This is a genomic window from Enterobacter sp. CM29 (genome assembly GCF_013179605.1).
GTDB lineage: Bacteria > Pseudomonadota > Gammaproteobacteria > Enterobacterales > Enterobacteriaceae > Enterobacter > Enterobacter intestinihominis.
This window is the reverse complement of the sequence record NZ_JABMCU010000080.1, coordinates 1-18,816: the sequence shown is the minus strand read 5'-3', so window position 1 is coordinate 18,816 and position 18,816 is coordinate 1. Positions and strand designations below refer to the sequence as shown.

18 protein-coding genes are annotated in these 18,816 nt (G+C 55.5%); 2 read left to right on the top strand and 16 right to left on the bottom strand.

The genetic code is table 11. The annotated features are described in order from the left end of the window. The 16 genes from HP459_RS11965 to HP459_RS11890 all read right to left on the bottom strand — a co-directional run. A partial coding sequence (locus HP459_RS11965) for an FHA domain-containing protein (protein ID WP_171936242.1) occupies nt 1-1,320 on the bottom strand: 1,320 nt, incomplete at its 3' end. Between the two features lie 90 nt (nt 1,321-1,410). After that, nucleotides 1,411-1,827, bottom strand: a complete 417-nt coding sequence (locus HP459_RS11960) for a hypothetical protein (protein ID WP_063148591.1) — start codon at nt 1,825-1,827, stop codon at nt 1,411-1,413. After that, on the bottom strand, nt 1,821-2,810 hold the full coding sequence (locus HP459_RS11955) for a hypothetical protein (RefSeq protein WP_015570333.1): 990 nt from the start codon (nt 2,808-2,810) through the stop codon (nt 1,821-1,823). Before HP459_RS11955 ends, HP459_RS11960 begins: the two co-directional genes overlap by 7 nt. Nucleotides 2,811-2,885: 75 nt before the next feature. Next, complete coding sequence (locus tag HP459_RS11950; RefSeq protein ID WP_014884229.1) at nt 2,886-3,368, bottom strand: type VI secretion system tube protein Hcp; 483 nt, start codon at nt 3,366-3,368, stop codon at nt 2,886-2,888. 180 nt (nt 3,369-3,548) lie between these two features. Further along, the gene (locus HP459_RS11945; protein ID WP_044596270.1) at nt 3,549-3,950 is read right to left on the bottom strand and encodes a T6SS amidase immunity protein Tai4 family protein; all 402 of its coding nucleotides are present in this window, start codon (nt 3,948-3,950) and stop codon (nt 3,549-3,551) included. Between the two features lie 49 nt (nt 3,951-3,999). Next, complete coding sequence (locus tag HP459_RS11940; RefSeq protein WP_171936241.1) at nt 4,000-4,476, bottom strand: T6SS effector amidase Tae4 family protein; 477 nt, start codon at nt 4,474-4,476, stop codon at nt 4,000-4,002. A gap of 3 nt (nt 4,477-4,479) precedes the next feature. Beyond that, entirely contained in the window at nt 4,480-4,905 is a 426-nt protein-coding gene (locus tag HP459_RS11935) for a Rap1a/Tai family immunity protein (protein ID WP_038416233.1), read from the bottom strand. 79 nt (nt 4,906-4,984) lie between these two features. Beyond that, nucleotides 4,985-6,484, bottom strand: a complete 1,500-nt coding sequence (gene tssC, locus HP459_RS11930) for a type VI secretion system contractile sheath large subunit (RefSeq protein ID WP_006810956.1) — start codon at nt 6,482-6,484, stop codon at nt 4,985-4,987. Nucleotides 6,485-6,487: 3 nt separating this feature from the next. Further along, a complete protein-coding gene (tssB, locus tag HP459_RS11925) occupies nt 6,488-7,012 on the bottom strand; it encodes a type VI secretion system contractile sheath small subunit (RefSeq protein WP_022648413.1) in 525 nt (174 codons plus the stop codon). 75 nt (nt 7,013-7,087) lie between these two features. Beyond that, nucleotides 7,088-8,104: a type VI secretion system protein TssA gene (tssA, locus tag HP459_RS11920; protein WP_023306457.1), complete on the bottom strand. Its 1,017-nt coding sequence runs from the start codon at nt 8,102-8,104 to the stop codon at nt 7,088-7,090. A gap of 11 nt (nt 8,105-8,115) precedes the next feature. After that, nucleotides 8,116-8,832 carry a type VI secretion system-associated protein TagF gene (tagF, locus tag HP459_RS11915; RefSeq protein WP_045308303.1) on the bottom strand — a complete coding sequence of 239 codons (717 nt, stop codon included), beginning with the start codon at nt 8,830-8,832 and terminating at the stop codon, nt 8,116-8,118. Between the two features lie 16 nt (nt 8,833-8,848). Continuing rightward, on the bottom strand, nt 8,849-12,469 hold the full coding sequence (gene tssM / locus HP459_RS11910; protein ID WP_063146333.1) for a type VI secretion system membrane subunit TssM: 3,621 nt from the start codon (nt 12,467-12,469) through the stop codon (nt 8,849-8,851). A gap of 2 nt (nt 12,470-12,471) precedes the next feature. Then, nucleotides 12,472-13,710 carry a DotU family type VI secretion system protein gene (locus tag HP459_RS11905; RefSeq protein WP_023300334.1) on the bottom strand — a complete coding sequence of 413 codons (1,239 nt, stop codon included), beginning with the start codon at nt 13,708-13,710 and terminating at the stop codon, nt 12,472-12,474. 17 nt (nt 13,711-13,727) lie between these two features. Continuing rightward, nucleotides 13,728-15,071, bottom strand: coding sequence for a type VI secretion system baseplate subunit TssK (gene tssK / locus HP459_RS11900; RefSeq protein WP_069596698.1), 1,344 nt, complete (start codon nt 15,069-15,071; stop codon nt 13,728-13,730). Between the two features lie 28 nt (nt 15,072-15,099). Beyond that, nucleotides 15,100-15,603 carry a type VI secretion system lipoprotein TssJ gene (gene tssJ / locus HP459_RS11895; protein WP_022648418.1) on the bottom strand — a complete coding sequence of 168 codons (504 nt, stop codon included), beginning with the start codon at nt 15,601-15,603 and terminating at the stop codon, nt 15,100-15,102. 23 nt (nt 15,604-15,626) lie between these two features. Further along, nucleotides 15,627-16,121, bottom strand: a complete 495-nt coding sequence (locus HP459_RS11890) for a hypothetical protein (protein WP_006810964.1) — start codon at nt 16,119-16,121, stop codon at nt 15,627-15,629. Between the two features lie 930 nt (nt 16,122-17,051). Between HP459_RS11890 and HP459_RS11885 the strand changes: the two genes are divergently transcribed. Next, a complete protein-coding gene (locus tag HP459_RS11885) occupies nt 17,052-18,032 on the top strand; it encodes a GlxA family transcriptional regulator (protein ID WP_023300337.1) in 981 nt (326 codons plus the stop codon). A 78-nt stretch (nt 18,033-18,110) separates the two neighbouring features. Continuing rightward, nucleotides 18,111-18,816, top strand: a 706-nt coding sequence (locus HP459_RS11880; protein ID WP_171936240.1) for a type I glyceraldehyde-3-phosphate dehydrogenase, incomplete at its 3' end; no start/stop codon positions are given.

Below are 18,816 nucleotides of genomic sequence, written 5' to 3'. Positions count from 1 at the left end.
CTTGAGGATGGAGCGCGAGGAGAGCAGCGCCACGGTCCCCTGCGAGAACATGCCCAGGATCTGCCCCAGCTGACGCATATTTTCCCGGTCAAACTGCGGCACCGGCTGCATTTCGCTCAGGCCCATGCCCTCCAGCAGCGCCTCCAGCAGTTCGCCCTGAAGCACCTCGCCCCGCTCGCCGGTCTGCGCTGAGGCAGCAGGCGATGCAGCGTTTTTAACCGGGTCGATACGCAGGCGGCCTTTCGGTGCCTGCGCGTTGCTGCGCGCCACGGCCTGCGGCGTTGGCATGGTGAAGCCAGCGTAATCGGGACGCGCGGACTCTTCTTCCGCGCGCGGCGCGTCCTGTGGTTCAGTCGGTTCCGGATCGAACAGCGGTGAACTGGCCAGCACATCCTCTTCCTGTGCGGCTTGCGCTTCAGGCTTTGGCTCCGGCTTATCAGCCACGATTTCATCCGGATGGGTTAACGGCGCGCCGCCCATCAGGCCAAGGGGGTCATCGTGACGCGCGGCAGGCGCGCTCGCCGACCCGCCAAACAGGGCTAACGGATCGAGTTCATCCGACGCCTCTTCCTTTGGCTGGGCAGGTTTGCTTTCGTCCGGCTGTACCAGCGTTGAAGGGGTGACATCGTCAAAGATGCTCTCTTTTTTAAACAACGCTTCATCGCTGAACAGCGTGTCCGGGTCCACGTTTTTACGTTCAAGCGACGGATCGGCATCGTTGAACATCGCCAGCGGGTCTTCGGCATTCCGCTCCGGGGCCGCAGGCTGGGAGAACGGGTCGTGGGAGGCCGCGGGCTGTGGCTTTGCCCGATTGCTGGAGATGCTGTCGGAGATGGAGAACTCCTGCATCAGGCTGTCCCAGATTTCCGACGGCACGGCCGTAGGTTCAGCTTTTCCGCGAGGCGCGGCGCTGGCCGGTTTCGGTTGTGCCGCCGGAGCAGGTGTCGCCGCTGGGCGCGCCTGCTGCATGCTGGCCGCCATGCGGCTTACGGGCTGGGTGTCATGAATGAGTTCGCTGACTTCAATGCGATAATCATCAATACCGAGAATATCCCCATCCTGAAGCTCAACCTGACGCCCACGCTCCAGCGGAATATCATTCAATACCACGCGGGTGACGCTGCCACGGTTCGTGACGCGACATTCGCCGCTGGCGTCGACGTGAACGATGGCCTGCAAACGCGAGATGGTGCGATCGTTGTCCGGCAGCACCAGATTGTTATCCGTACCGCGCCCAATGGTGCCGCCCGGGGCATAAAAATCACAGCTGCTTTGCGGCGGCTGATGACCGGGTTTCGTAGAAATAATCGTGAATCGCATGGCGTATTCCTGCTGGTATGATTAGCGCTCAAACGCTGCCGCTCTCGGGGGTGAGAACGGCGGGGTTTGGGGGTTAAGGGCTGATTAAAGCTATTTGACTACATTCAGAAAAATAATGCCGATAAGCAGCCATAGCGTAAAAAGTAAGGCCTGAACTTTATAGCGTCGATGCAGTTTTAATATCCAGCCGATTCTCTCTTCCGGTAAAGCCTGAACGAATTTATAGGCATCATCCTGAACATTTCTGTCTTTGGTAAATTTCATCTTCACGCCTTTGCGAAGACGAACAAACCAGATTATTTTTTGATAGTTCGCCAGCGAGCCAAAAAAAGATGCGTAATTTGTCACCAGATCGAGATCGTAGCCTTTTTGGCGATATTCTGAAAGAAGCTGATTATATTCGGCCTCGTGTTTTTTAAAATAAAGAGAACTGATGAAGTCCATAATTACGACAAGTAAAAATAAAACAACGATCAGAAATAAAAGAATATTTTCTACATTCACCATAGTTTATCCATGACATATTCAGTTGCTCCACCGGCAACTTCGCCACCAATGTATCCACCCGCAGCGGCGCCTACCACAGAACACGCGAGCAACCCTACACCACCTGTTGCCACGCCCAATGCAACACATACGCCAGCCCCAGCCATGGCACCATATTTTCCGCCATAAATCCCGCCCGCAAGACTGGCGCCAAATTGACTGTACTTCTTAACGGCGACTTTGGAACAACTCTGCTCTCTACCTACTGTACAGGCATCGTAAACTTCATTGGTTGTGTTTGCTCCAGCGAAGCCGATAGCAAGCCATCCTCCCATTTTCAGAAAACGGGCAGCTTTTGATGCATTGTCTACATATGTTGAATACCCTCGTATTGAGGCAACACCCGCAGTACTCCATTCGTGGACAATTGACCTGCTTGATAAACCTAAAGCGTGCTTGATTTCTTCATAAGGTTTCAGTTTCAGCGTTAGTCTGGACAGCTTATTTAATAAAACGTCCAGCTCAGAAAAAAGTTTTTGCCTCTCAACAAAAAACTGCTGCCCGATCAATGTGCCTTGCGTTCTGTATTGATTTTGATAAGCCAGTTCGATAGCTTTTAATTTCTTTTCTATTTCGCTAAAGTACCTTTCACCTGCATCAGCAACCACCCCGAGAGATTTATCCATAAAATTAGTTAATGCTGCGATGGTACTAAAATGCTTGTTAAAGAAATTAGCTTCATCTGTATTCAGTTCTGCCAATGCTCCATTAACCTTTTGCTTTGCATTTTGTAATTGTTTTAGCTGAACCGCATTTTCAGCACCCGGAGCATTAAGGATCAATATTTGCCCGGGTTTTAACCACCGTGTGTCCCTGTTCACTTGCATAAAATAACGTGCCGCTTCACTGTCTGGTTTATTGAACAGTAGTCTTGCCTGGAAATCTAACGTACCAGCCTGCTGAACAACACAATAACCAGGAGCAACCGTTGATTTTACACTCATATTGACATCCCTTTGCAAACGAAATTAAGTCTCTGTAAATAATGACCGGGGAAAACTCCCCGGCCATACGGGCAATTACGCTTCTTTGTTCTCTTTGATGTTCCAGCCAGCGCTGCTTTCAGCACCTTTACCACCGGCAGTGGTCTGCTCCCAGTACTGCTGTTTCACTTTCGCAGCCTGGAATGCATAGGTCACGCCAACGGTATCGCCGTTGTCGGCACCGGTGTACTGAACGGAAGTCACGAGAACGTCTTCCAGGGTGATGCGGGTGTATTCAACCTGCTGACCACCCGCTTTGCAGACGGACAGTTCAACTTTGGTCAGGTGTTTACCGCTTGCGCAGTGTTTCAGGATTGCTGTAGTGGATTTGTCGATCAGAGCGTTAACGTGCAGATCGTTAAAGTTAACTTTACCGGCACCGCCGCCGCCACCAACGCTCATATTACCCGGCTGGGACGCGCCCCAGGAGAAGGAGGTAATATCAGTCCAGCCGGTGTGGTTAGAATCTTTAGATTCGCCCGTAACACCCTCGACCTTCAGAAACATATCAATAGCCATAATATCTACTCTTCGTGGATGAACAATATTGCTTTCGAAAAAGCCCTTATATGGCAAACAGGAAAGCATGGGGCTGAATAAAACCGTCCATATTTTACCTCTGCCTCATATCAAACGACCCGTGTCATTTGACAGTCTTACATTCCCCCTGAATGAACGGAAAGAATGTGAAGTCTTTTACTACTGCGGATTATCCTGAATCCAGGTACGATCAGGATCGCCAATGATGAGCTGCGGAACCAGTTTATTCAGTTCGTCGCTATGATAAAGACGTAGACAATTTAAGGTTACGCCTTTTACATCAGGTTTGCGCTCCGAGTGGAAACCATTAATTTGGTTTTTATACTTCCCAATAATGGCGTTAACTTTGTCAGTACCGTTTTCAGCATCAAACGGTATCCATTCAATAAATGCACTCGCACTGCGGGCCGCATCAGCAGAAAATTGACTGCCTTTATCTGCTACCTGCGCAAGGCAGCGCGCCAGGACAAAATCTTTAACCACCTGCCGGTATGTTTGCTGCTGATAAAAATCAACGTAAGGGTTGTCACCGCGAGCAGAAAAAGATAAGCAAGTGAGCAAAAGAAATACGGTCTTTAAACACCTGAATGTAATTATTTTAATTCCCAAATCAGATTTCCTGACAGTACGGAAAGCAATCGGAGTTACATATAAACGAATTATTACTCAGAGGCTCGATAAGGTCGATATGACCACCGCCATACCCATCAATTTTATTGAAGAAAACAACACCTTTTCGGCCCAACATTGAGCGTGCACCAGCCTCGCGGTCTTTAAAGATTTCTGCCTTGCCAAACACATGGGATTTATAAAGCTGATCGGCAAGTAATTTTGCGCCAGGCTCGATTGTTTTTCCCTTATAGGGACCGGTCTTTATGGGTAAACGCCCTGTAAATTCAACATTGCATTTTAACAATGCCAGGCTCATTCTTACCGCACAGGTATTTTCGTATGCCGGTTGTTGCTTGATAATCGTCGAATAATCGTAGCCAATTTCTGAAAAAACCTGTTCACCCGAGGCAAAACCCGCGCGTGTGTGATTTGAAGAGTAATGCCGACGTTTAAGTTGTTCGTATAATGGTCTCATTTGTCACTCTCCTTTTTTGCACGGGCGTAATTCTTTCATGCCGTCAATGATGATTTTTGAAGCGCGCTCCTCGCCTTGCTGTTTCGATAAGTTCGCAAAACGAGAATAGAGAAACTCATGTATTGTATTTGGCAAAAAAGGCCTGCCCTTGCACCATGCAGTGCCCTCAGACGCGTCGACTACGCCGAGAAGATACATATTTGCCTTAATGCGTTCACGTTCATTCGTTTTCGACAGCCAGGCTTTAGCAAAACGCTCTGCACTCAGATTTAAATCGTACCCTGTTAACAGCGTCGGATCGCGTTGGAAGTTTGATGTGTCATCCTGAGGCAATGCTTCCGCTTGAGGGTATTTGTAATTTCCTGCCTCCGCGCTTGCGAGAGTAGAAACTGCCAGCAAACTGGTCGCGATCAAAAGTATATGTTTCACCGTCTATCCTTATTCACTGACAGAAACAAGCTAAGCTCTTCCGCTCAAATTGCCGGCCCCTTCGGGCCGGCAATCATCATTACGCGTCCTTCGTCTTCAGCGACGGCAGTTTAGATACCAGACGCAGTGAAACGGTCAGGCCTTCCAGCTGGTAGTGTGGACGCAGGAAGAACTTCGCGGCGTAGTAGCCCGGGTTGTCTTCAATTTCCTGCACCTGCACTTCCGCAGCCGCCAGCGGTTTGCGAGACTTGGTTTCCTGGGAGGAGTTAGCCGGGTCGCCGTCCACGTAGTTCATCACCCAGTCGTTCAGCCAGCGTTCCATCTCTTCGCGCTCGCGGAAGGAGCCGATTTTGTCGCGCACGATGCACTTCAGGTAGTGAGCAAAACGACAGCAGGCGAACAGGTAAGGCAGACGGGAGGCCAGACGCGCGTTAGCGGTGGCATCCGGGTCGTGATACTCGGCCGGTTTTTGCAGGGACTGCGCGCCGATGAAGGCGGCAAAGTCGGAGTTTTTGCGGTGAACCAGCGGCATAAAGCCGTTTTTCGCCAGCTCGGCTTCACGACGATCGCTGATGGCGATCTCGGTCGGGCATTTCATGTCCACGCCGCCGTCATCGCTCGGGAAGGTGTGGCACGGCAGGTTTTCCACCGCCCCGCCGGACTCCACGCCGCGAATCGAGGTGCACCAGCCGTACTCTTTGAAGGAACGGTTGATGTTGGCGGCCATCGCGTAAGCCGCGTTCGCCCAGGAGTAGCTGTTGTGGTTCGCGCCGTCGGTCTGCTCTTCAAAGTCAAAGCTGTCGACCGGATTGGTGCGAATGCCGTACGGCAGACGCGACAGGAAGCGCGGCATGACCAGGCCCAGATAACGGGCATCTTCCGATTCACGCAGTGAACGCCAGGCGGCGTATTCGGTGTTCTGAAAGATTTTTGTCAGGTCGCGCGGGTTAGCCAGCTCCTGCCAGGACTCCATCTGCATAACGCCCGGCGCGGTGCCGGTAATGAACGGACAGTGGGCCGCAGAGCCGATGCGCGCCATCTCGCCCAGCAGCTCAACGTCCTGCGGGCTGTGGTCGAAGTAGTAGTCGCCTACGATGCAGCCAAACGGCTCGCCACCGAACTGGCCGTACTCCTGCTCGTAGATTTTCTTGAAGATCGGGCTCTGGTCCCAGCCCACGCCCTTGTAGCGCTTCAGGGTGCGGCCCAGCTCCTGCTTGGAGATGCTCATAAAGCGGATCTTCAGCATCTCGTCGGTTTCGGTGTTGTTCACCAGATAGCTCAGCCCGCGCCAGGCGCTCTCCAGCTTCTGGAACTCCTCGTGGTGAATAATCTGGTTCACCTGCTGCGAAAGCTGCTCGTCAATACCGGCAATCAGGTTCTGAATGGTGCGGTAGGTATCGTTTGAGAAGGTCACGGTGTTTTCCAGCGCCTGCTGCGCCAGGGTTTTAACCGCGCTTTCTACGGCAGAGCGCGCCTGATCGGTTTTCGGGCGGAACTCTTTATTCAGCAGCGCGCTGAACTCGTCCTGGCTGAACGCCTGGCCCGCCTGCTGATCGTGTTGTTGAGTCTGGTTGCTCATCGATTATTCCTCGCTACCTTTCGCACTTTCGTCATTTTTTGGCATCTGGCTCAGGGATTTGAGCAGCGTCGGATCCTGAAGGATTTTTGCAATCAGCTCTTCCGCGCCGTTTTTGCCGTCCATGTAGGTCAGCAGGTTAGAGAGCTGGGTGCGCGCTTCCAGTAGCTTGTTCAGCGGCTCAACCTTGCGGGCCACCGCGTCCGGCAGGAAGTCGTCCATACTGTCAAAGGTCAGATCGACGTTGAGCTTACCTTCGCCGGTCAGGGTGTTATCCACCTGGAACGCCACGCGCGGCTTCAGCGCCTTCATGCGTTCGTCGAAGTTGTCGATGTCGATTTCAAGGAACTTACGCTCGTCGACGGCTGGCAGGTTTTCCACCGGCTTGCCAACCAGATCGGCCATAACGCCCATCACAAACGGCAGCTGAATTTTGCGTTCTGCGCCGTAGATCTCTACGTCGTACTCGATCTGCACGCGGGGAGCACGGTTGCGTGCGATGAATTTCTGTCCACTGTTACTCATTGCCATGATGTTCTCCATCAAAGATGCGCGGTGAAGGTGAAACGGCAGACTCCATGCCTGTCGTCATAATGCCAGGACGCGTCATTCGCGGCGTCCAAAGATGTTTTCCAGTTGGTTAACGCCGTCTGGCGCCAGGTCGCGAATAATGTCCATAAAGTTGAGTTCAGACAGCCGCTGCACCCGTTCAATCATCAGCGGTGCGGGGTGGCTGGGTTCGTACTGCGCAAAATACTGTTTCGCTTTTTCCAACATCAGCTGCGCGTCGGCGCGGCTGGTCACCTGCACGCTGCGCCAGTCCGTCACCTGCTGAACGGGCGACGCGGTCACCGGCTGCGGCTCGGCGTGCTGCTCAGCCTGCGCGTCACGGTTCGGCAGCAACTTGCTGATATCGGTCACCTGACAGGCGCTCGAAACTTGCCCGACGGTTTTCAGCAGCTGTTCCATCTCCGGTACGCCACTTTCCCCGAGATAGCCGGTAAGCAGTTCACGGATGGCGAGCAGGCGTTCGTTGATCACGATTACCGCTTCGGTGCCGGGCTGATCGCCCCGGGCCAGCTCATCGATCAGTCGTGGACGACCGCCCGGATAATCCGGACACTCTGTTTTACTGCCATCAAGCAGCGCCTGGGCGTCACGGAGCGAAATCTCATCGCCGTTAGAGCGGAGCAGTGAGGCGTTACGCACCGCGACCGTCAGGTCAGATTTATCGCTCAGCCCGGCGAGGGCGTTAATGCGGTAGAACGGATCGGTTTCGCCATACTCTTCCAGCAGCGGGTAAAGTTGCTCCCAGTAACGGGACAGGGCTTCCTGCACCAGCAGTAGCCCGTCGGCGTAACCTGCCAGCCCGCGACGACGCGTCCAGGCATGGGTTAACGCCAGCATGACGCGAAGATCTTTGGTGCGGCCCAGCAGGCTGGTGGCGAGTCTTTCCACCGTGTTCCAGTCGGCAGGCTCTGCCGGAATGATGGTGTCGCCAAACTGCTGTTCGGCTTTGCCCTGACTGGCCTGCCCCATGGCCTGGAAATCAGCGTCGTACTCCAGGTTTTCACCGCAGGGGTTATCGGGGCTTATCGGCGCGAGAAATTCATCGATATTCATAAGATCCCTGCTTATTCAAACATAGGCGGGTAAAGACCGTGGCGGCCCGGACGGGCGCCGCCTGCCGGATCGAACAGCAGCGTAAAGAGCTGCCCGGTGAAGTTTCCGCTGTGGACGTGGGTGTAAAGCGGATAGCCGTCGCAGCGGTTTGTCCACCAATAGCTGGTCTGGCGCAGCGGATCAAAACACTCCGCCGCCTGCGGCCAGCCCAGCGTGCTCTGACCCTCGTCGTCATAGCCAATCACGTCGAGAATGTCGGAACGCTTTTGCGGCTCAACCGGCTGGGGCGCCGGGATGGTCATCAGCATTTCATCCAGCTGGGAGGCAGAATAGCTGTTACGCACCGCGTGCAGCCCCAGACGGCCAAGCTGCTGGTACCAGCTTTCAGCCTGCCCGAGCAGACGGGATGACCACTCGGTCGGGGTGAAACTCAGTTGCAGGCATACCGGATAGTGGCGGCCTACGCTGTCACGGCCCGGCAGCAGGCAGCCCATCTGAATCATCTGGCTACCAAGCATCGGCGGGACGACAAAGTTCCACACCGGGGCTTTAGAAAACGGGCGCTCGCCGCTGCGCTGCTCTTCCTGTTGCCAGGCCAGCAGGCCGACCTGAAACCAGTGCGACCACTGGCGTTGCAGGGTATCCGGAAAGCGACGCTGCAAAAAATCTCCGGCGCTGGGTAATTTGCCATACCAGCTATAACGGTTCATCGCAGGGGTATTCGTCATACGGCTGTCCTTGCGGTTATGGGCATGAGAAACGGGGAAGCTGGAACGGGTTACGGATGCTGTTCGGGGCAAACTCCAGCGTGACCTGATGTCCGTCGACGTTGAAGGTCGCCTGACGGCTCAGGCTACCCGCGCCAGGACTGGTGCGCGCCTTGTCGAAAAAGCGGTTGAGCGCCCAGGAACCGTTGGTCACCAGCGTTGCGGTGCTGCCATTGGCAAGACCGAGCTGCATACGCACCTGGTTCGTCCCGCCCGGCCCCGGCCAGGTCATGATCTGCACCGCCTGCGGACCGTGGCTGTAGCGCAGCAGTTGGCCGTCCACGTCCAGCGTCAGGTTCAGAATGGTATTGTCCATACGCACGGTGCGCACCGTCACCTTGAAGGATGGCGTGGTCGCGCCGTTTGCGAAGAAGGCATCGCGGACAGACTGCGCCTGCTGGAACGGACGCAGCAGCCCTTCACTGCCCGGCAGCGTTTTACCGTCGATGCCTGGCATAAAGCGCCAGTTCGCCTGGGTGGTGTCCACCTTGTTGGTCAGGTTGTCGCGGAAAAAGGTGTCCATCAGTCCGGTGCCCGGCGCGAACATGCGGGCGAGATCGTCCGGCGTCACCTCAGTGCTGGCGCTGCGCACCAGCGGATAACGCCCGGCAATCGCCTGACGGCAGAACCCACCCACTTCCACGTTAATGCGCTTACGCACGTTCTCCAGATCGCGACGCTGAGTGTCGCTGCTGGCGCCGACGGCCATATTGCTGAACATGGTTTGCAACCCGCCCGGCAGACGTCCCGCGCTGGCTTGCAGGCGGCTGATTGCATCGCCGCCCGGCGCGGGCATACCGCTGTTGGCTGCATCCTGAACGGCGGTCAGGTAGCGATAAAGCTCGTCAACCTGCTTAAGAAAATCATCAAAGACGATGGTCTTGCCGCCCTTCTCCAGCGGCTGCGCCAGCTCAATCATCGGCGCATAGTGGTCGGTCACCAGTTGTTCAGGCGCCTGCGTCACAACCGCGCCCTGCGTCGGGGCATTGTCACCGTTGCTGAACAGCGCTTCCAGCGTGCGGGTGGCGCGGTTGCTTTGGTCTTCCGCTTTCTGCGCATCTTCCGGCGCAGGCGCAGTGCGCGACAGGGTCAGCACCTTGCTCAGGTTAAGTACCAGACGGCGCAGCGGCGAATTGGTGCCTGAAAGCAGGCGCGCGGTGTTGATACGCTGGGAAAGATCGGCGCTGTTGTTGAGCTGAATATCAGCGAGAAAGCGATCCCAGTTAACGATAAAGTCGCGCATGTAGAGCTGACGCACGGCGTTGTCGATCTGCTGTTTATCTTCCTGGACAGTGGTCGCTCCCAGTACCCAGGCATCGTCCTCGTGCAGGGCAGTGGTCACGCTGTCGATCTGGTCGTTGAAGCTTTTCCAGTAGCCGTCCGGCGTGTAGAGGCCCGGTACGCCCTCACTCACCGGCTTGCCGCTTTTGCGCGAAAACACCAGCTCGCTCTGCGGGCCGCCGAGATCAGAAAGCGAAACCGGCTTCAGGTTCTCATCATGCTCCAGCAGACGTTTCAGGCGGCCATATACACGTGTTGAGAGCGGCTGCTGGTTGATCAGCGCCCTTTCACGGGCCACCAGATCCTCATCCTGCGCATACGGTGAAGCCTGAATTTTTGGCTCCAGCAGCTGCGTCAGGTGCCATTCCAGCTCCTGAAGCTGCGCCTGCGTCACGTTCTGCGGCAGGTTGCGTTGCAGGTTAAGCATCACCCACGAGTGCAGGAATTTACCGTCATAATGCTTAGGCTGGTAGAGCATCTGATAGGCTTTCAGCGCCTCATAGCTGTACTCCACGTCGCTGCCGTTGTCGTTGCGCAGCCAGGTGGTAATGTGCATCGCCACGGCAGGCAGCAGCATCTGATCCAGCGCCTTCTGATACAGAGACTGCGAGGCATCGCTGACGTCATCCCCGCGATAAAGCCCCATGCGGCGGGAAACCGGCGGGTTGTTAACGTCGAAGGCATCGCTTTTCGGCAGATCCACCAGGCTGTTAAGCAGCGGCAGAAGCGCAAACAGATCGCGCTGGGGCTGGTTTTGCAGCGCCTTGCTCTGCTGCTCCAGCATCGGCACTTTTGCATCTACCTCTTCCAGATAAGCTTTATTTTTGGCGTAGCTGGTCAGCCACAGACCACCCAGGATCACCAGCAGGGCCAGCAGCGCCGCGTAGCCGGACCACATCACGGCGCGGTTGCGCAGCTCCCACCAGCGGTTTTCCCCGGCGATGCCCGCTTCCTGAAAAATCACGTTTTGCAGCAGATTTTTAATGAAGAAGCTTTGGCCCTTCGCGCCCGGGATCGGCGCCTCTTTGCTTACCGAATCCCAGCGCGTGCTTTCCTCCCCTTCAGGTAAGGAGAGCGCGCGGTTCAGCTCGCCCATCACGCGGTCAAACGGCATCCCTTCCTGGGTGCCGCTGGCAAAGTAGATGCCGCGCGGCGAAAATTCGGTTTCGAAGTTTGAGCGGGCAAAGACCGTGCTCAGGTAGTCTGCCAGCAGCGGACGCAGCGCGGCGAACTCCTGCGGGAAGAGATAGGCTTCCGCACGGGTTTTGGCGTCATGCTCTTTAAGCATGGTTTCCGGCAGGCCAGCATCCAGACGCTGTTGCAGCAGGGAAAATTCCTGCTGGAAGTTGCCCATCAGGTCGTAATCGGCGTGTTTGGTCTGCTCCCACGGCAGCGTAAAGCCCCAGATCTGATCGCGCTGGGCTTTGTCGTAATCCGCAAACCAGGCGCGGAAGCCTTTAAGCAGATCCGCTTTGGTCACCATCACATACACCGGGAAGCGAATACCCAGCTGTTCATGCAGCTCGGAGAGACGCTGGCGCAGGTTGACCGCCTGCTGGCGGGAGGCCTCAGCGGACTGCGAAAGCAGGTCGGAAATGCTGATGGTGATAATCACGCCGTTGATGGGCTGACGACGGCGGTATTTACGCAGCAGGTTGATAAATTCCAGCCACTCCCCGGCGTCCTGAACCTGCTCGCTCTCCTGAGTGGTGTAGCGCCCCGCGGTATCCAGCAGAACCGCCTCGTTGGTAAACCACCAGTCACAGTTGCGCGTGCCGCCAATGCCGCGCAGCGCGGTTTTACCGAAGCGGTCCGCCAGCGGGAATTGCAGCCCGGAGTTGGCCAGCGCGGTGGTTTTACCTGAACCCGGCGCGCCAATAATGACGTACCACGGCAGCTGATAGAGGTACTGCGTACTGAAGCGCTGCGTCCACTGCGCGCCATGTCCCGCTTTGCTGAAGTGGGCTTTTTTCAGCATCTGGGCGGCTTCATCGAAACGCCCGGCAAGGATCTGCTCCTCGCTGTTCAGACGTTTCTGCGGATCGGCCGCCTCCGGGCTGGTGGTATTTTCGTTAAGCTTGTCCATCAGCTTACGGTTCAGCCAGGCGTTATACAGCCGCGGCAGAATGTGGCTCTGAGCCCAAATCAGGTAGACCACCGCAATGCTGATGACGCGGTTCTGCTCTGATTCAAGGGGCCGGGTGTCCACGATGGACAACAGCGGGCCAATCATCCAGATGACCGCCGCGAGTGCCGTTACGCCCAGGAAGCTCCACAGAATGCGATTGGTCAGTATAGAAAGTAGAGTAGTCAGCATCCTTAGTTTCCTTGCGGCAATCCGTTCAGCTCGGCCTGGGTATTGTCAGGCGATACCAGCAGCGTAATCTCCACGCGGCGGTTACGGGCGCGATTTTCAGGCGTCGTGTTAGGCGCTACCGGGTTGATCTCGCCCCGCCCTTCGGCTTTGACGCGCTCAGGCTGCGAGAGGCTACCCTGGAGCTGTTTTTGCACCGAACGGGCGCGCTCAAGCGAGAGTTCATAGTTAGAGGCGAAGCGTGCGCTGCGGATCGGCACGTTGTCGCTGTACCCCACCACCAGAATTTTGCCGCTGACGTTATTCATCGCCTGGGCGATGCGGTCGATGACCGGCTCATAGCGATCGCGCACCACCGTTGAGGCCGAGGCAAAGAGTCCGTCCCCTTTAAGGATCACCACGCTGCGATCCGCCTCATCCTTAACGGCCACCAGACCGGCATCAATTTCCGGTTTCAGGAAGCCGCGCAGGTTCAGTACCGCCGGCAGCTGGCGCGCAGGTTGCTGGATCGTGGTTTCCGGCAGTTGGGACTGGTAAATTTTCGCCAGCACCGGGCTGGTGTTATCACCGAGACGCCAGTTCAGCACGATATAGAACAGGCAGGCGATAAAGCCGACCAGCGCCACGCACGCCCAGAGTGGAATCATCGGCCGCCAGAGCTTGCGCAGAACGGGGCGATCTTCCGGGTGCGGCGAGAGTGGCGGCGGGTAGCTGCCGCGAACGCCACGGATCATCTGCCACAGGCGCTGTTTGATGGTTTCAAGCTGGGTCCGGCCATTGTCCAGCACGCGGTAGCGGCCTTCAAAGCCGAGCAGCAGACAGTAGTTGATCATCTCCAGCAGCAGAATGTGTTCGCGCGGATTCTGCGAAAGACGTGCCAGCAGCTGGAAAAACTTCTCGCCACCCCAGGTTTCGTTATGAAACGTCACCAGCAGACCATTGCTTGACCAGACGCCGCTGCTTCCCCAGGGGGTCAGAGCGGCGGCTTCGTCCAGCGCCGTGCAGAGGCAGTAGCGCGCGCCGACAATCACTTCATATGGTAAGCCCGCCTGCTGGCATCGCACTTCGAAACGGCGAATTTCGTCAATCAGGCGCTGGCGCAGCCCGACCTGATCGTCGTGGGAAACCGAATGACGGATTTGCGGAATCGCATTGAGCAGCGGATTGGCGGCCGCCACCAGCTGATTGTTCCCACTGGCTCCGGTAAACAGGGCATCACTGCCGGTATCCTGTCGTTCCTGCATATTAAGCGCTCGCTTTATTATTCTGTCGGGCTACGGATGGCCCAGAACTCCATATCGAGACCCGGGAATTCCCCTGCGAGATGCAGCGCGAATGCCCCAGACTTGTCCATCTCGTGCCACAGTTCGCTGCCCCTCTCGAGCTCGAAATAGCTGTAGCCTGCATGCCACGGGATCTGCGGCGGCGCGACGGGCATTGCCCGAAGCATGATGCCCGGCAGCTGGAGCTGAACCAGATCGCGAATTTTCGAGACTGGCGCAACCTTCATCTGGGCAGGGAAATGGGTTTGCAGGTGTTCGCTGGGGACATTGGCTTTTACCGCCAGCACGAAGCCAAATTCGCGGACCATGCTGGTCTCCGGTACGGTGGCGATGTTCAGTCCGTGAGAGCGTTCGTGCAGCGGCAGCTGGATGGCATGATCTTCCATGACCAGCGACAGCCCCTGACGCAGCATCAGCATCAGTTTGCCGAAGCAAAGGGCGAGATCGTCATGGTCGTATACCGGCAGTACGCTCTCTGCGGTACGCTGCGGCGTCCAGGTGGCGAGTTCCGTGGCAAACGGCAGCCAGCTTCGCCAGAGCGCTTCAGGGTGAAGCAGCGGCAGCGTTTTTAAATGTGAGATGTCGCCAAGGTGGCGGTTGATCAGCGAAAGAAGCGTGAACTCAACCATCTCGGACGTATTGAAACGCCCCGGCTGGCGCAGGCGGCCGCCGATCTGCTGGCTACGCTGCACCAGCAAGCCGTGCAGGTCATTGATCATGCCGTACAGCTGCGGGCTGTTATTGGCGTTCAGCATTGGCGGGATGTAGCTGTTATCCAGCCGCACGTGGTTGTCGTTGCGCTTTTCAGCGACGCACGCCACGCCGATGGCGGTCCATTCTGCCGTCAGATCTTTCTCCAGCATCAGGGTCAGACGCAGGCGGCCAAACTGAACCGTCGCTTCCCCGACCGACATGGCGTTGTCGTCTTCTACCTCTTGTTCAAACGTAATAAAACGCGCCAGAGAAGAGTGCTCCTCGCTGAAAATCACCTCTTCACGTCCACCGCGACGAACCGGCAGCGCAAGCACCACCTTTTCATTGGTAAGATTATCGGGGATTTTTAGCGGGGCCGGACCGTTGCGGTCGCTGCGCACCTGGAAAAAGGTGCCGTCAGGGAGCAAACCGCTACAGTAGCTCAGGGCAATACAGCCCTGGCGAAGCATCGCTTCATCCAGCTCAAGGTCGAGAAAGCCCCAGAGATACGAACGCTGCAAGGCCCCCCACTCACGAACGTGGTTGAGGAGGTAACTTTCTGTCCGCTGAAAATGGTGGGGACGCAGGAACATGCCCTCGGTCCAGACGACCTTTTCTGCTTTCGTCATGATGATCTCTTTCCTGTTATGAAGGGCGTTACTGGCTGATGACCCGGATACCATTTACGTCAAGGAAGACGCTGGCCTGGAGTTCATCTGCGGACCATTTCCAGAACTGGTAAATCGCGTTTTCGCCGGGAACAGGCAAAGGAAGTGAGACGCGCCATTTTTTGCCGTCCAGTGCCTGGTATTCCGCCATTACGCCGATATAGCGCGCTTCCGGTGAGCTTTGACCGCTCAGGGTTTTCGAAAGCTGGCCCGGCATCAGGAAGAACACATCGCTGTTCAGCAGATTCGCGCCAAGCGTGGCTGACGCGTTGTTCTGTAAGGAGTAGAAGTCGCTGGACATGAAATCCGCATCGGATTTCAGCAGCAATACTCTGACCTTAAGCGGTGCAGAATCATTGATTTGAGGATGAGCCTGAAACTGAAGATTGTAGCGGGAGGGGTCGCTGTGTGAAGACGACGTACAACCACCGATCAGCGCGAGAATCAACGCAAAAAAAGGGAACCACATCCGATGGAAATTTTTATTATTCATAAAAATATGCTCGTGAAACCCGTTTAGTTCAGGATCCAGGTACCGTTCGCGCTGTCTTTGCAGGCTTTGCTGTTGCCATCGACATCAACACAGGTGGTTTTCTTGCGCGCTTTAGGGCGCAGTGCCTGTTTACGCACGGTGGCTTCGTACTGGTCGGCCTTGATCACGGCACGCATCGGCACGTAACCAATCAGCTGTTCACTGCCTTCATCGGCCAGCGCCATCCAGAAATGTTCAACCTGCCCCAGCACGACGTAAGTTTTTCCGGTCTCAAGCGTACGGATCACTTTTCCACCGTAGTCAGGACGGCTCATCAGGGATGCCGGGTACATAGCACGATACGGTTCGTTCACCTGAGTGAACTCCGCCGGAGGGGTAACAGCGTGACGGTGCGTCAGCGTGATGCCATTAACCTGGCTGGTCACAATCGTATCATCGGTGATCGCTGGTTTTTGCGGCGCCTTACAGCCCGCCACCGCCATAACAAACAGAAGTGATAACAATACACGCAGTTTCATATGCTTTTCCGTAGCGATATTTAGAGGATGAAGAGAGGGGATAAAATTTGACTTAGGTGCTATTGTTAAAAATAGTCAGGTTTTTCCGGGGCGTTACTATTATTTGGGCATAGCTACCGCACGAGCCTTCGAGAATAAGGCCCAGCGTAATCCTGACATATTTTGACAAACGGTAAACAAGTTTACATGAGCTTATCACCTTTTCAATATTTCCTTTTTCGCTACTGCTGATTCATGAGGCATTCGCCTCACTCTGAGATTAATCTGAAAAATAGAGAAATCGCGCAATTAACTGATTTAAAGACAAAAAAAACCAAAAGAGAACCATTATCACTAACGTAATACCACTATTTCTGCCACTACCATAATTAGTAGAACGGAGAATTTTTCAGTTGCATATGAATATATCTCACACGAATTATTTGTTGTATCGATAGCAAATCGTCAATACTCAGGACGATGTCCCATCAAATTAAGTAAACACAGTTAGGATGAAAAAATTAATTTCACGCCGCAAATTAACTTTATGCTCTCCCCCCTTCTTAAGATAATTTTCTTTCGTCTGGGCCGTATGAATAATTAAGCCTGACTACAATCTTGCTCGCCAAAGGATTGCTCAAAATACAACCCACCCTTCCCAGGTAATGAATAAAGACGCTGCTTTCGACAGGCGAACTTCATTTGGCATTTTACCGTCACTACACTATTGCTTGCTTTCCACCACTCCGACGATTTATTACAAACATGATGAAAATTTGTTATGAGTTCTTTGCTTTCCCGCACCATAGCTTACAGGCCGAGCGGTAAAAACAGGTTAAGTGGGTATCAAAATATGTGCCGTTGCCGGCATCGGGGTTGACCATAACCGTGCTCGGTAACTGTCAACGTCCTCCACTTGACTTATATTGTAAGGAAGGTACTTTTCAGGACATGAAGAAGATCCTGATAATTGTTCCTGATGGTGGCATGTTGTTTGAAGCCGCCGGTATAGCCGACATTCTGATGCAGGCCAACCGTCTGCACCCGGACGGTCTGGCGCAGCCCCGCTACCGCATCATTATTGCCACTACCCAGCCTCACCTGGTGATCCATGGCCAATCCGGCTTAAATCTGCTGGCGGACTATCGCCTGCCGGAGCTGGATCCGCGCGAGCCGCTGGACACGATTATCATCACCGGCCGTGGCATGAATGAGCAGGAAAGCACTGCGGTGGTGGACTGGCTGCACCTGGCCGCGCCGCATGCACGACGCGTCGCCTCTGTCTGCGGCGGGGCCCTGCTGCTGGCACAGGCCGGACTGCTCGATGGGCGCCGGGCAACGACCCACTGGCGGCTTCTGGAAACGTTGAAAACCCGCTATCCTGCGGTCAACGTTGAGGGCGGCCCGCTCTATGTTCAGGATGGTCCCGTCTGGACGTCCGGCGGCGTCAGTTCCGGGTTTGATCTGACGCTGGCGCTGGTGGAGGATGATTACGGCTTCACCCTCGCCCGCAACGTGGCGCAGGATATGGTGATGTACCTGCGCCGGCCTGGCGGCCAGCTACAGTTCAGCCGCTATAATCTGGAGCAGTCCGGCGCGACCGGACCGGTTAGCGAACTGCAAAGCTGGATCCTGCAAAACCTCACCGCAGATTTGTGCGTCGAAAGGCTGGCCGAACGGGTCGCCATGAGTCCGCGCAATTTCACCCGCGTGTTCACGCGTGACGTCGGTGTACCTCCGGCCCGTTATGTCACCGAAGCCCGCCTGGCCGCTGCACGACAGCTTCTGGAGCAGACCCCGTATCCGCTTGAGGTCATTGCCGAAAAAAGCGGGTTTGGGACCAGCATCAACCTGCGCCGCGTTTTTGAAAAGCAGCTTCATCTCACGCCGGGCGAATATCGCCAGCGTTTCCACTGCCGCAGAATGGCGTAATCTGATCCTTTTTTGTCATTTACGCCAACCGACCTGACACCTACAGTAACTCCAGACAACACAGATAAGGAGTGCATCATGGTTAAGGTCGGTATTAACGGTTTCGGCCGTATCGGACGTAATGTCCTGCGCGCGGCGCTGGGCAATCCGGATCTCCAGATTGTGGCCATTAACGATCTGACGGACAGTAAAACCCTCGCCCATCTGCTGAAATATGACTCTCTGCTCGGCACGCTACCGGTACCTGTGGAAGCGGCGGACGGCGCGCTACGGGTTGACGGGCAACGCATCACCGTATTCAGTGAACGCGACCCGGCAAACATTCCGTGGAAAGACGCTGACGTTGAGGTGGTAATCGAAGCCACCGGTTTCTTCACCGAACGTGATAAAGCGGCGGTGCATATCACGAGCGGCGGCGCAAAACGCGTCATTATTTCCGCCCCGGCTAAAAATGATGATCTTACGGTGGTAATGGGCGTGAACCACACGCTGTACGATCCGGCCCAGCATTTTGTGGTCAGTAACGGGAGTTGCACCACTAACGGTCTGGCGCCAGCGGCGCAGGTGCTGCACCAGCAGTTTGGCATTGAACACGGGCTGATGAACACCACGCATGCCTACACCAACAGCCAGGCGCTGCATGACCAGCCAGAAAAAGATCTGCGCGGCGCGCGTGCGGCAGCATTATCGATTGTGCCTTATTCCAGCGGCGCGGCAAAAGCGCTCGGGAAAGTAATCCCCGAACTGGACGGTAAACTCACCGGGTATTCCCTGCGCGTGCCGG

Coding starts and splice junctions, on each gene's coding strand:
- HP459_RS11950 (WP_014884229.1), bottom strand. CDS start 3,368: ATGGCTATTGATATGTTTCTGAAGGTCGAGGGTGTTACGGGCGAATCT.
- HP459_RS11905 (WP_023300334.1), bottom strand. CDS start 13,710: ATGCAGGAACGACAGGATACCGGCAGTGATGCCCTGTTTACCGGAGCC.
- HP459_RS11960 (WP_063148591.1), bottom strand. CDS start 1,827: ATGGTGAATGTAGAAAATATTCTTTTATTTCTGATCGTTGTTTTATTT.
- tssA (WP_023306457.1), bottom strand. CDS start 8,104: ATGAATATCGATGAATTTCTCGCGCCGATAAGCCCCGATAACCCCTGC.
- tssJ (WP_022648418.1), bottom strand. CDS start 15,603: ATGAATAATAAAAATTTCCATCGGATGTGGTTCCCTTTTTTTGCGTTG.
- HP459_RS11940 (WP_171936241.1), bottom strand. CDS start 4,476: ATGAGACCATTATACGAACAACTTAAACGTCGGCATTACTCTTCAAAT.
- tssC (WP_006810956.1), bottom strand. CDS start 6,484: ATGAGCAACCAGACTCAACAACACGATCAGCAGGCGGGCCAGGCGTTC.
- tssB (WP_022648413.1), bottom strand. CDS start 7,012: ATGGCAATGAGTAACAGTGGACAGAAATTCATCGCACGCAACCGTGCT.
- tagF (WP_045308303.1), bottom strand. CDS start 8,832: ATGACGAATACCCCTGCGATGAACCGTTATAGCTGGTATGGCAAATTA.
- tssK (WP_069596698.1), bottom strand. CDS start 15,071: ATGACGAAAGCAGAAAAGGTCGTCTGGACCGAGGGCATGTTCCTGCGT.
- HP459_RS11955 (WP_015570333.1), bottom strand. CDS start 2,810: ATGAGTGTAAAATCAACGGTTGCTCCTGGTTATTGTGTTGTTCAGCAG.
- HP459_RS11890 (WP_006810964.1), bottom strand. CDS start 16,121: ATGAAACTGCGTGTATTGTTATCACTTCTGTTTGTTATGGCGGTGGCG.
- tssM (WP_063146333.1), bottom strand. CDS start 12,469: ATGCTGACTACTCTACTTTCTATACTGACCAATCGCATTCTGTGGAGC.
- HP459_RS11885 (WP_023300337.1), top strand. CDS start 17,052: ATGAAGAAGATCCTGATAATTGTTCCTGATGGTGGCATGTTGTTTGAA.